This is a genomic window from Mixta hanseatica, from assembly GCF_023517775.1.
Classification (GTDB): Bacteria; Pseudomonadota; Gammaproteobacteria; order Enterobacterales; family Enterobacteriaceae; genus Mixta; species Mixta hanseatica.
On the sequence record NZ_CP082904.1, the window covers coordinates 3,552,519 to 3,565,131 of the forward strand.

At 54.2% G+C, this 12,613-nt stretch carries 9 protein-coding genes; 6 read left to right on the top strand and 3 right to left on the bottom strand.

Annotated features, from left to right (window positions below; translation table 11 throughout):
• The first annotated feature begins 227 nt into the window (after nt 1-227).
• Nucleotides 228-764 carry a bactofilin family protein gene (locus K6958_RS16915; protein ID WP_249892198.1) on the top strand — a complete coding sequence of 179 codons (537 nt, stop codon included), beginning with the start codon at nt 228-230 and terminating at the stop codon, nt 762-764.
• 295 nt (nt 765-1,059) lie between these two features.
• Here the strand turns inward: K6958_RS16915 and tkt are convergent, their stop codons facing one another.
• Nucleotides 1,060-3,051, bottom strand: coding sequence for a transketolase (gene tkt / locus K6958_RS16920; RefSeq protein WP_249892199.1), 1,992 nt, complete (start codon nt 3,049-3,051; stop codon nt 1,060-1,062).
• A gap of 289 nt (nt 3,052-3,340) precedes the next feature.
• On the opposite strand from tkt, the gene loiP reads away from it, so the two are divergent.
• Nucleotides 3,341-4,096, top strand: a complete 756-nt coding sequence (loiP, locus tag K6958_RS16925; RefSeq protein ID WP_249892200.1) for a metalloprotease LoiP — start codon at nt 3,341-3,343, stop codon at nt 4,094-4,096.
• Nucleotides 4,097-4,196: 100 nt separating this feature from the next.
• Here loiP and speB read toward each other — a convergent pair whose 3' ends face one another.
• Both speB and speA read right to left on the bottom strand, forming a co-directional pair.
• Nucleotides 4,197-5,132 carry an agmatinase gene (speB, locus tag K6958_RS16930; protein WP_249892201.1) on the bottom strand — a complete coding sequence of 312 codons (936 nt, stop codon included), beginning with the start codon at nt 5,130-5,132 and terminating at the stop codon, nt 4,197-4,199.
• Between the two features lie 172 nt (nt 5,133-5,304).
• Complete coding sequence (speA, locus tag K6958_RS16935) at nt 5,305-7,281, bottom strand: biosynthetic arginine decarboxylase (protein WP_249892202.1); 1,977 nt, start codon at nt 7,279-7,281, stop codon at nt 5,305-5,307.
• Nucleotides 7,282-8,071: 790 nt separating this feature from the next.
• Between speA and metK the strand changes: the two genes are divergently transcribed.
• The 4 genes from metK to endA all read left to right on the top strand — a co-directional run bounded on the left by metK (nt 8,072) and on the right by endA (nt 12,515).
• Nucleotides 8,072-9,223 (top strand): methionine adenosyltransferase, encoded by a 1,152-nt coding sequence (gene metK / locus K6958_RS16940; protein ID WP_249892203.1) that lies wholly within the window; start codon nt 8,072-8,074, stop codon nt 9,221-9,223.
• Nucleotides 9,224-9,649: 426 nt separating this feature from the next.
• Entirely contained in the window at nt 9,650-11,047 is a 1,398-nt protein-coding gene (locus tag K6958_RS16945) for a sugar porter family MFS transporter (RefSeq protein ID WP_249892204.1), read from the top strand.
• A 129-nt stretch (nt 11,048-11,176) separates the two neighbouring features.
• Entirely contained in the window at nt 11,177-11,695 is a 519-nt protein-coding gene (locus tag K6958_RS16950) for a SprT family zinc-dependent metalloprotease (protein WP_249892205.1), read from the top strand.
• Nucleotides 11,696-11,801: 106 nt separating this feature from the next.
• Nucleotides 11,802-12,515 carry a deoxyribonuclease I gene (gene endA, locus K6958_RS16955; RefSeq protein WP_249892206.1) on the top strand — a complete coding sequence of 238 codons (714 nt, stop codon included), beginning with the start codon at nt 11,802-11,804 and terminating at the stop codon, nt 12,513-12,515.
• Nucleotides 12,516-12,613: the final 98 nt, after the last annotated feature.

A 12,613-nucleotide genomic window follows, 5' to 3' on the forward strand; every position in this document is an offset into this window, starting at 1 on the left:
CATTACGGTTGCACGGCTGGTTTTTCGGGTTCGGTAAAAACGTTATGAACTATAACCTGCTTTGGGGCGTTTGGTTTATCTGGGCGACGGCTTTGCTGGCTTATTTTCTTGAAGGAGAAAGCATCCGGCAGCTATTAACCCACCTGTTAAAAATAACGCCAGCGTTAATAACCACTTTCGTTATTTTATCTTTACTTCGCCATCTGAAATCTAACAAAGGACTGACTATGTTTAAACGTAAAGAAAAAATGCCTGTCAATAATTATACTGCGGAACCGCAGGAATCCGTAACGCCACCCCAGCCTGCGCAGAATTTTAGCGAAACCGTCTCGGCGGCGATAGTAGTAGATAAAGAAGCGACCATTATTCCCTCCAGTTGTTATATTAACGGCGAAATAAAGGCCTCCGGCGATATGAAAATTAATGGTTCTATCGATGGCACCATCACCGCAGAAAAGACCGTGTACATACTCAGCAAGGGCTCTGTGGATGGAGAGATTTATGCCGCGAAAGTGGTGGTGGATGGTAAAGTAACCGGCGTGTGCGCCAGCGCGGTAGTAGAAATTAACGCCAGCGGGTTTATTGACGGCACCATTGAAAGCGATGATCTCTCAATCAACAAAAACGGGCGCTTCTACGGCATATCTAAACCGCTGGCGATAAAAACCAGCCCGTCGGAAAAACCGCCTGTTAGCCATAAAGAGAATAGCGATGAAAAACTCACTATTATTCAACAGGTGCTGGATAACGTGCCGGATAAATAATAATCATCGCCGTTGCACAACAAACTCATCGTTTATTGTTTACCCTATCCCGAGACGAATTAAATAAATATCAACCTTTAACGGGAAACATTATTAACCTGACTGACAGTAAATATGTATACAGGAACGATATTGTGGTAGCGCATTATCGATTAACTGACGCATTAATCATATGAACTAACGGGAAATGTGAATTATCAGGCGCGACGCATCGCGCACAATAATAATGGCGCGCGATTGATTAAACCGCGCGCCATAGGAAATACCGTTTCGCCCGCCTGAACGGGCGGGCCTTTTACAGAATCGCTTTCGCTTTTGCGACGACGTTCTCAACGGTAAAACCAAACAGCTCGAACAGTTTCTCAGCCGGAGCGGATTCACCGAAGCTGGTCATGCCGATAACCGCGCCGTTTAGGCCGGTATACTTGTACCAGTAGTCAGCAATGCCCGCTTCGATCGCGACGCGCGCGCTGACCGCCTTCGGCAGCACGGACTCACGGTAAGCCTCATCCTGCTTATCGAACGCATCGGTAGATGGCATAGAAACCACACGTACCTGATAGCCTTCAGAGGTCAGCTTATCCCAGGCGGCAACCGCCAGTTCCACTTCGGAACCGGTAGCGATCAGGATCAGCTGCGGCTGACCTTCGCACGCTTTCAGCACATAGGCGCCGCGCGCGATGTTAGCCAGTTGCTCAGGGCTACGGGCCTGCTGCGCCAGATTCTGACGGGAGAAAATCAGCGCGGTCGGACCATCCTGACGCTCAATGGCATATTTCCATGCCACGGCGGATTCAACCTGATCGCACGGACGCCAGGTGCTCATGTTCGGCGTAACGCGCAGGCTGGCGATCTGTTCCACCGGCTGATGCGTCGGGCCATCCTCGCCCAGACCGATTGAGTCATGGGTATAGACCATCACCTGGCGAATCTTCATCAGCGCTGCCATACGCGCCGCGTTACGGGCATATTCCACAAACATCAGGAAGGTGGCGGTGTAAGGCAGGAAACCGCCGTGCAGCGCGATGCCGTTAGCGATAGCGGTCATACCGAATTCACGTACGCCGTAGTGGATATAGTTACCAGCCGCATCATCGTTGATGCCTTTAGAACCGGACCACATGGTCAGGTTGCTCGGCGCCAGGTCAGCAGAACCGCCCAGATATTCCGGCAGCAGTTTACCAAACGCTTCGATAGCGTTCTGCGAGGCTTTACGGCTGGCGATTTTGGCCGGGTTGGCCTGCAACTGTTCAATAAATTTCTGCGACTCTTCCTGCCAGTTGGCGGGCAGTTCGTTGTTCATGCGGCGCGTAAACTCAGCGGCCAGTTCCGGATAGGCCTGCGCGTAGGCATCAAATTTCTGCTGCCACGCGGCTTCTTTTACGCGACCCGCTTCTTTCGCATCCCACTCGGCATAAATATCCTGCGGGATAACAAAAGGCGCATGTTCCCAGCCCAGCTGTTTGCGGGTCAGGACGATTTCATCATCGCCCAGCGGCGCGCCGTGTGAATCATGGGTGCCGGCTTTATTCGGCGAGCCGAAACCGATAACGGTTTTGCACATCAGCAGTGACGGCTTATCGCTTACCGCTTTCGCTTCTTCAATCGCTTTTTTAATCGCGTCGGCGTCGTGGCCGTCTACGCCGCGCACCACGTGCCAGCCGTAGGCTTCAAAACGGGCCGCGGTATCGTCGCTGAACCAGCCTTCGATATGACCGTCAATGGAGATGCCGTTGTCATCGTAAAACGCAACCAGCTTGCCCAGCTTCAGGGTACCGGCCAGCGAGCAGACCTCATGAGAGATGCCTTCCATCATGCAGCCGTCGCCCATAAACACGTAAGTGTGATGATCGACAATGTCATGATTCGGACGGTTGAACTGCGCCGCCATGGTACGTTCCGCGATCGCCATGCCTACCGCATTAGCAATACCCTGCCCCAGCGGACCAGTGGTAGTTTCCACGCCTGCGGTATAGCCATATTCCGGGTGACCCGGCGTTTTAGAGTGCAGCTGACGGAAGTTTTTCAGCTCTTCGATCGGCAGATCGTAGCCGGTGAGATGCAGCAGGCTATAGATCAGCATAGATCCGTGACCGTTAGAGAGCACGAAGCGATCGCGATCGGCCCACAGCGGGTTGGTCGGATTGTGGTTCAGATAATCACGCCACAACACTTCGGCAATATCCGCCATGCCCATCGGGGCGCCCGGATGACCAGATTTCGCTTGTTGTACTGCATCCATGCTCAAGGCGCGAACGGCGTTGGCAAGCTCTTTACGAGAAGACATGTGTTACTCCAGGTCGGATTAATGCTTCGCCGTCCTTAACCTATTGTAATTAATGAGTTATCAGGCAAAGCCAGAGAAAAGTCGCCAAACAATGTACATGAAAAGCGGGGTGGAAGTACATGGCGTGAGATGCGAAATATCAGGGACAATTCGCGCTTTAAGCGTTGTCTACTGGGCTTTGTATATTGAAACCGCTATAAGAGAACCTTCCTGGGAAGAGCGCCACGCGCCTTTTTATTCAGGACCGATTATTTTTACTACCTTGTTACTGTGATGGGATATGAATGGAATGAAAATCCGTGCTTCTTTGATGGCCCTGTCGGTCGCCACTTTACTTTCAGGCTGTCAGAATATTGACAGCTCCGCGCTGATGCAGTCTGGCGCGCAGGCTTTCCAGGCCGCCACCCTCAGCGAAGAGCAGGTTAAGACGCTGAGTGACCAGTCCTGCCAGCAAATGGACAGCGAAGCGCAGATCGCGCAGTCCGGCAGCACCTACCAGCAGCGTCTGGATAAAATCGCCGCCGCGTTGGGCAATAATATTAATGGCACGCCGGCTAACTATAAGGTCTATATCACCAAAGATGTTAACGCCTGGGCGATGGCCAACGGCTGCATCCGCGTTTATAGCGGCCTGATGGATATGATGACCGACAACGAAGTTGAGGCGGTGCTGGGTCATGAGATGGGCCACGTTGCGCTGGGCCACTCGCGTAAAGCGATGCAACTGGCCTACGCCACTACGGCGGCGCGCACCGCGGTAGCCTCGATAGGCGGCGTCGCTGCTACGCTGTCGCAGTCGCAGTTGGGCGAGCTGGGCGAAAAACTGGTTAACGCGCAGTTCTCGCAAACGCAGGAGTCGCAGGCGGATGACTACTCTTACGACCTGCTGAAAAAACGCGGCATCAACCCGAACGGTCTGGTTACCAGCTTTGAAAAACTGGCGAAGCTGGAAGGCACCCACCAAAGCTCAATGTTTGACGATCACCCGCCTTCTGAAGCGCGCGCCGAACATATCAAAGAGCGTATCGCGGCCGATAACAAATAAGCGGCTTACGCCATATAGCAGATTGGCTGATATCCCGCGCCTGAACGGCGCGGGTTGGCCTGCGGCAAGCTTTCGCCCAGGCCTGCCAGGACGCGATCGATTAGCCTTTATTAGCTTTATTCGCCGCCTGAACGTGCAACATATCCAGCGCGATGGTTGCCGCCGCCAGCGAGGTCAGATCGGACTGGTCGTAGCCTGGCGCCACTTCAACCAGATCCATACCGACGATATTCAGCCCCTGCAAACCGCGAATCAGCTTCAGCGCTTTATCGGTGGTCAGGCCGCCAATTACCGGCGTACCGGTGCCAGGCGCGTGCGCCGGATCCAGGCAGTCAATATCGAAGGTCAGATATACCGGCATATCGCCGACAATCTGCTTCACCTGCGCCAGAATATCGTCAACGCCGCGATCGTTAACCTGCGCCGCATCCAGCACCTGATAGCCAAGGTTTTTATCAAACTCGGTACGAATACCGATCTGTACCGAACGCTGCGGATCGATCAGACCTTCATTCGGCGCATGGTGGAACATGGTGCCGTGGTCAAATTTCGGGCCGTTGGAATAGGTGTCGGTGTGCGCATCGAAATGGACCAGCGCCATCTTACCGAAATGCTTCGCATGGGCGCGCAGCAACGGTAACGTAATGTAGTGGTCGCCGCCAAAAGTCAGCATACGCTTGCCGCTGGCCAGCAGTTTCTCAGCATGCGCCTGCAGCTTGTCGGTCAGATCCTGAGAATCACCGAATGCGTACACCAAATCGCCGCAGTCGATCACGTTCAAACGCTCGCGCAGATCGAAATCCCACGGCCAACGGCAGCCTTCCCACGCCAGGTTAGTCGAGATCTGGCGAATCGCGCCCGGGCCAAGGCGGCTACCGGGACGACCAGAGGTTGCGGCATCAAAAGGCACGCCGGTGATGACCCATTCAGCATCGCTGTCGTACGGCTGGAAGTTCAGAGGTAAACGCAGAAAGCCAAAAGCGTTGGAAACCAGCGAGTTATCGTACTGATGACCTAAGGTGTTGGTGTTATTCATTACAACTCCTTTTATTCATGACGGCGCGGCCGGCATGGTTGTTCAGATGAAAAAAATCCCCTCCGCGTCGTTAAACCCGACGAGGAAGGGATTGATGAGCTAGCTGACGGCGATTATCGCCGCGCGGCACGCAGGCGGCAATGTCATTTTTGACGTGCCGCCGCATTGCCGCTTATTCGTCTTCTAAATAAGTATAGCCGTAGAGGCCCGCCTCGAACTCTTCAAGGAACTGCGCGCGCAGCTCATCGTCAAGATCGGTCTGCTTGACCTGATTGCGGAACAGATCCAACAGCTCCTGCGGATTCAACTGAACATATTCCAGCATGTCCGCCACGGTGTCACCTTCATCGGACAGCTCTACTTCCACGCTGCCGTCGGCGAAAGCGTAAACGTTCACCGCCTCCGTATCGCCGAACAGATTGTGCATATTGCCGAGGATTTCCTGGTAAGCGCCCACCATAAAGAAGCCCAGCATCGGTGGATTATCCACGTCGTACTGCGGCATCGGCATGGTAGTAGCAATACCGTCGCCATCAACGTAGTGATCGATGGTGCCGTCGGAGTCACAGGTAATGTCGAGCAGCACGGCGCGGCGCTCCGGCGTCTTATTCAGCCCTTCCAGCGGCAGTACCGGGAACAGCTGGTCAATGCCCCACGCGTCCGGCATGGACTGGAACAGCGAGAAGTTAACGTAAATCTTATCCGCCATGCGTTCCTGCAGCTCATCGATAATCGGACGATGAGCGCGGTTGCTGGGGTCGAGATGCTGCTGAATATAGTGACAGATACTCAGATAGAGCTGCTCGGCCCAGGCGCGCTGCGACAGATCGTAGGTGCCCTGCGAATAACCGGTATGAATATCGTGCAGATCCATCTGGCTGTCGTGCAGCCACTCACGCAGCGAACGGCGCGTATTCGGCTCGTGCATCTCCTGCCAGGTTTCCCACATGCTTAGCAGCGGACGCGGCGCATCCTCCGCCGGCGCGGACGGCTTGCTGAACTCGCTGCGCTCAACGCCGATAATATTGGAAACCAGTACGGTGTGGTGCGCGGTCACCGCACGGCCTGATTCGGTAATCACCGTCGGATGCGGTAAGCCATGTTCTTCACAGGCGTCGCCAATCGCCCAGATGACGTTGTTGGCGTATTCGTTCAGGCCGTAGTTAACGGAACAGTCCGACTGCGAGCGCGTGCCTTCATAATCCACGCCCAGGCCGCCGCCGACGTCGAAACATTGAATATTAACGCCCAGCTTCGCCAGTTCCACATAGAAACGCGCAGATTCACGCACGCCGGTGGCGATATCACGGATATTGGCCATCTGTGAGCCGAGATGGAAATGCAGCAGCTGCAGGCTGTCGAGACGCCCGGCGTTGCGCATAATGTCCACCAGCTGTAGCACCTGCGAAGCGGACAGACCGAACTTCGATTTTTCACCGCCGCTGGACTGCCATTTACCGGAGCCTTGCGAAGCCAGACGGGCGCGGATACCCAGGCGCGGTATCACATTCAGGCGTTCCGCTTCTTCCAGCACCAGTTTCACCTCGGTCATTTTTTCGATAACCAGGTAAACCTTATGGCCCATTTTTTCGCCAATTAGCGCCAGACGGATATATTCGCGATCTTTATAGCCGTTGCAGACGATCACCGTACGCGTCATGCCGGCATGCGCCAGCACCGCCATCAGCTCTGCTTTCGAACCCGCTTCCAGGCCCAGCGGCTCGCCGGAATGGATCAGCGATTCAATTACGCGCTTATGCTGGTTAACCTTGATCGGGTAAACCAGGAAGTAGTCGCCCTTATAGCCGTAGGACTCACGCGCGCGTTTAAAGGCGGCGTTAATGGAGCGCAGACGGTGCTGTAAAATCTGCGGAAAGCAGAACAGCGCCGGCAGACGCTGACCATCAGCTTCACGCTCTTTCACCAGGCGGGCCAGGTCTACGCGCACTTCCGGCATATCCGGATCGGGACAGACGCTAATATGCCCCAGCTCGTTGACGTCGTAATAGTTGTTGCCCCACCAGGCAATGTTATAGGTGCGCAGCATTCTGCTCGCCTCTTGATCGCTCATCGCCACCTCCTGCATCGAGCGCAGTCCACCCTGTTCGCCTGCTGACGAACCCTTGATATTCTTTATGTCGTCAGACATTGCGAACCTCAACATTAATTAGTGTTGCAGAATAATTAACAACTATCGCAGTTTGGCGCGGCCAGAACAAGCCACCTTCCAGCGAGGTCGCCAGCATAAAATGCTGAACTGTCGCCTCAGCCCACTGCGTCATTGATTCAGTGTAAAACACGTCGCCGAACTCCGTGTTGCGGGATAAAAAAAAGCATCAGCTCACCTTCAGCTAAAACTGAAGGCACCCAGTCAAAACTGTAGCAAGTTAGCCTGCGCTCGTGTCGTGATGATGACCGAAACAGAGAAAGCGTTGGCGGAAAAGGCTGGCGGAGGAGCAAACGGAAAGAGACGAATGCACATCAGTGCAGCGGAGCGAACCGGAAGAAAGGGTGAAAACCTGGTTCATTACTCGTATCACCTCCACACATGTTGGGCATGTGGAAAATAGGCCTGAGGGTGAAAATCAGATATCTCATCTGACGGGCCAGACGCCGTAAGCGTCCTGATTTCTCGCTGAAAACAGCAGCCGCGTTTTATACCGCTCGCGCGGGCAAAATGCAAAAACAAATTATGTAAGCTGAGGTTGCCGTCAGGATATTGGCCGCGCTGCCGATATTAGAAAGCACCGCCCGACAAAAAAGGGCTGGCAATTCGCTTACAGAGTAACCTAAAATAGACGTCCAGATGTTAATCCGTCTAAACTGGTTAACTTCTGTGCTGCACGCGGCTTTGCCTGAAGGGGCGTTGGACCAGGCTAAGCCCTTTTCCTGCGTCGGGCAGTTGTTCATTAAACCGTTTTAGTAAGGTAAAGAATAAAATGGCTAAACACCTTTTTACCTCAGAGTCCGTATCCGAGGGACATCCTGATAAAATCGCCGACCAAATTTCGGACGCCGTTCTTGATGCGATCCTCGCTCAGGATCCGAAAGCGCGCGTGGCTTGCGAGACCTATGTGAAGACCGGTATGGTCCTGGTCGGTGGTGAGATCACGACCAGCGCCTGGGTTGATATCGAAGAAATCACTCGCCAGACCGTGCGTGATATTGGCTATGTTCACTCTGATATGGGCTTTGACGCTAACTCCTGCGCCGTTCTGAGTGCTATCGGCAAGCAGTCGCCGGATATCAATCAGGGCGTTGACCGCATCGACCCGCTGGAGCAAGGCGCGGGCGACCAGGGCCTGATGTTTGGCTACGCCACCAATGAAACCGACGTGCTGATGCCGGCGCCGGTGACCTATGCGCACCGTCTGGTGCAGCGTCAGTCTGAAGTGCGTAAAAACGGCAGCCTGCCGTGGCTGCGCCCGGATGCGAAAAGCCAGGTCACCTTCCAGTACGATGGCGGCAAAATTGTCGGTATCGACGCTGTAGTACTTTCTACCCAGCATGCGGAAGATATCTCCCAGTCCGATCTGCAGGAAGCGGTGATGGAAGAGATCATCAAGCCGGTTCTGCCCACCGAATGGCTGAGCTCCGCAACCAAATTCTTCATTAACCCAACCGGACGCTTTGTTATCGGCGGCCCGATGGGCGATTGCGGCCTGACTGGTCGTAAGATCATCGTTGATACCTACGGCGGCATGGCGCGTCACGGCGGCGGCGCTTTCTCTGGTAAAGACCCGTCTAAAGTTGACCGTTCAGCGGCTTATGCGGCGCGCTACGTAGCGAAAAACATCGTGGCAGCCGGCCTGGCCGATCGCTGTGAGATTCAGGTTTCCTACGCTATCGGCGTAGCAGAACCGACCTCTATCATGGTTGAAACCTTCGGTACCGAGAAAGTCTCTACCGAACAGCTGACGTTGCTGGTACGTGAGTTCTTCGACCTGCGTCCGTACGGTCTGATCCAAATGCTGGATCTGCTGCAGCCGATCTACCGTGAAACGGCAGCCTATGGCCACTTCGGCCGCGAGCATTTCCCATGGGAAAAAACCGATAAAGCACAACAGCTGCGCGACGCGGCTGGTCTGTAAATCCTGCACGCTGCCACTTTCGTCGGCGGCGCTCATAGCAAAAGGGAGCATTAATCGCTCCCTTTTTTATTCCTCATGTTTTTTTTCACCAGCTACACTTTTGTTGCCTGTATTTACCGTTGGCATGATAACGTTTACAAATTGAAAGGCCTTATATTTCTGCTATTTAGGATTTAATCGCGGATGTATTTTGCCGGGAAATGCGTTATTTTCAGCGTCGTCTGATAGCTGATTAACATCCAACTGTCAGAAACTTAACAGGTGCTATACCTTACTGGTTATGTAATCTGGGCCTGGTGATAAATGCTGGTTTTCAGGGTTCTGGCGCGTGTAACCGATTACACCTCTGTGATCCGTCTCACTTTTCGTCACGCTCAGGTTTCTTAACATTGATAACTACAACGATGGATACTATTCGGAGGCACTATGCCTGGTAATACCCACAAAAGCAGAACCTCGAATAAGATGATGACCTTATTCGTCTGCTTTCTTGCTGCACTTGCTGGCCTGCTGTTTGGCCTGGATATTGGCGTTATCGCCGGTGCCCTGCCTTTTATCGCCAAAGATTTTAACGTCACCGCCCATCAACAAGAGTGGATCGTTAGCTCAATGATGTTTGGCGCCGCCATCGGCGCCATCGGCAGCGGCTGGATGTCTTCCCGCCTCGGCCGTAAAAAAAGCCTGATGGCCGGTGCGATCCTGTTTGTTATCGGTTCTCTCTGGTCGGCCATGGCGCCTAACCCGGAAATGCTGATCGCCGCGCGCGTGGTGCTTGGCCTGGCCGTGGGCGTCGCCTCTTATACCGCGCCGCTTTATCTGTCAGAGATCGCGCCGGAAAAAATTCGCGGCAGCATGATCTCTCTTTATCAGCTGATGATCACTATCGGTATTTTAGGCGCTTATCTGTCCGATACCGCTTTTAGCTATACCGGTAACTGGCGCTGGATGCTGGGGGTAATCACTATTCCTGCCATTCTGTTGCTGATTGGCGTCTTCTTCCTGCCGAATAGTCCGCGCTGGCTGGCGGCAAAAGGCAACTTCCGTGATGCGCAGCGTGTCCTGGATCGCCTGCGTGATACCAGTGAGCAGGCAAAGCGTGAGCTGGATGAGATCCGCGAAAGCCTGAAAATCAAACAGACCGGCTGGAGCCTGTTCCGCGGCAACAGCAACTTCCGTCGCGCAGTATTCCTCGGCGTGCTGTTGCAGGTGATGCAGCAGTTCACCGGTATGAACGTCATCATGTATTACGCGCCGAAAATCTTTGAAATCGCTGGCTTTACTAATACCACCGAGCAGATGTGGGGCACGGTCATTGTCGGTCTGATCAACGTACTGGCCACCTTTATCGCTATCGGTTTGGTGGATCGCTGGGGCCGTAAACCGACGCTGACGCTGGGCTTTCTGGTAATGGCGGTCGGTATGGGTATTCTGGGCACCATGTTGCATATGGGTATCGAATCGCCGGGCGCGCAATATTTTGCCGTTGCCATGCTGCTGATGTTTATTATCGGCTTTGCGATGAGCGCCGGTCCGCTGATTTGGGTGCTGTGCTCTGAAATTCAGCCGCTGAAAGGGCGTGATTTCGGGATTACCGTTTCCACCACCACGAACTGGATTGCGAATATGATCGTCGGCGCAACCTTCCTGACGATGCTGAATACGCTGGGCAACGCCAACACCTTCTGGGTGTACGCTGGCCTGAATATCCTGTTTATTATCCTGACGGTGATGCTGATCCCCGAGACGAAAAACATCTCTCTGGAACATATCGAGCGTAACCTGATGTCGGGCAAAAAACTGCGCGATATCGGCTCGCAAGAGTAATTCTGTCGTCTGATAACAGCCGGGGCCGCATCTGCCGCCCCGGCTTTTTTTTTCGCCCTGGTTCCCGGGAGCCGCTCGATCATTGCGCCCCATTGTTTTCTTATCATCCGCGCCGTATTCTTTGCCGCTATGAAACCCATTCGCCTCCCTGGCACCCTACAGCAGGCCGTTATGCGTGCGCTGCGTGACAAACTGCAGCTGGCTAATCAGCGCCTGGCGCGTAATTATCCGGAACCCCAGCTGGTTTATCAGCAGCGCGGTACCGCTGCGGGCACCGCCTGGCTACAAAGCTGGGAGATTCGCCTTAATCCCGTGCTGCTGCTGGAAAACCAGCAGGCGTTTATCGAAGAGGTGGTGCCACATGAGCTGGCGCACCTGCTGGTATGGCGCCACTTTGGTCGCGTCGCGCCGCATGGCAAAGAGTGGAAATGGATGATGGAGACCATTCTGGAGGTACCGGCGCGCCGCACTCATCAGTTTGAAGTCGCCTCGGTACGCGGCAAATCCTGGCCCTACCGCTGCCGCTGTCAGCAACATTATCTGACGGTGCGTCGCCATAATCGCGTCGTGCGCGGTGAAACAGAATACCGCTGCGTTCAGTGCGGCGATCTGCTGGTGGCGGGCGATTACCTTGCGCCAGGCGGCTAAGCCGCCTGATCAGCGCGCATTTCCCGCCGATCGTCCCTTTAGCATTCCGACAAACGCTGCAATCTGGTACGCTGCGCGCTCTTTTTCATCAGTTGAAAAATGGAATATGTCTCGCAAAATTCTGTTTACCGTTGCCTTTTCCGCCCTGCTTGCGCCATTAGCCGCACATAGCCTGAGCGGAAACGCTTATCATCAAAATAATTTTCAACAGGCGAAGAAAGTCTCTGCGCAAATCAACGCCGATGCGCCTGGCTCTTTTTATTGCGGCTGTAAAATTAACTGGCAGGGAAAAAAAGGCGTGCCCGATTTGGCGTCCTGCGGCTACCAGGTGCGTAAAAACGCCAACCGCGCCAGCCGTATAGAATGGGAGCATGTGGTCCCCGCCTGGCAATTCGGCCACCAGCGCCAGTGCTGGCAGGACGGCGGCCGTAAAAACTGCAGTAAGGATGATGGCTATCGCCAGATAGAATCTGATTTGCATAACCTGCAGCCAGCAATTGGCGAAGTGAACGGCGATCGCGGCAACTTTATGTACAGTCAATGGAATGGCAGCGAACGCCAGTACGGCCAGTGCGAAATGAAAATTGATTTTAAAAATAAACTGGCCGAGCCGCCGGCGCGTGCGCGCGGCATTATCGCCCGCACTTATTTTTATATGCGCGATCGTTACCAGCTGCGCCTGTCTCGTCAGCAGACGCAACTGATGCAGGTATGGGATAAGCAATACCCGGTAACGCCCTGGGAATGCGAACGTGATAAACGCATCGCAAAAATTCAGGGCAACCATAACCCATACGTTGAGCGCGCTTGCCAGCGTTAAAAGCGCTGCCCTACACTTTACATAACCGTGTGACCGGCTGCGCGTCGGTCACACGAAAGTACTTTATGCCGTGCCCCGGCGCGGTCTGTGATTATCAG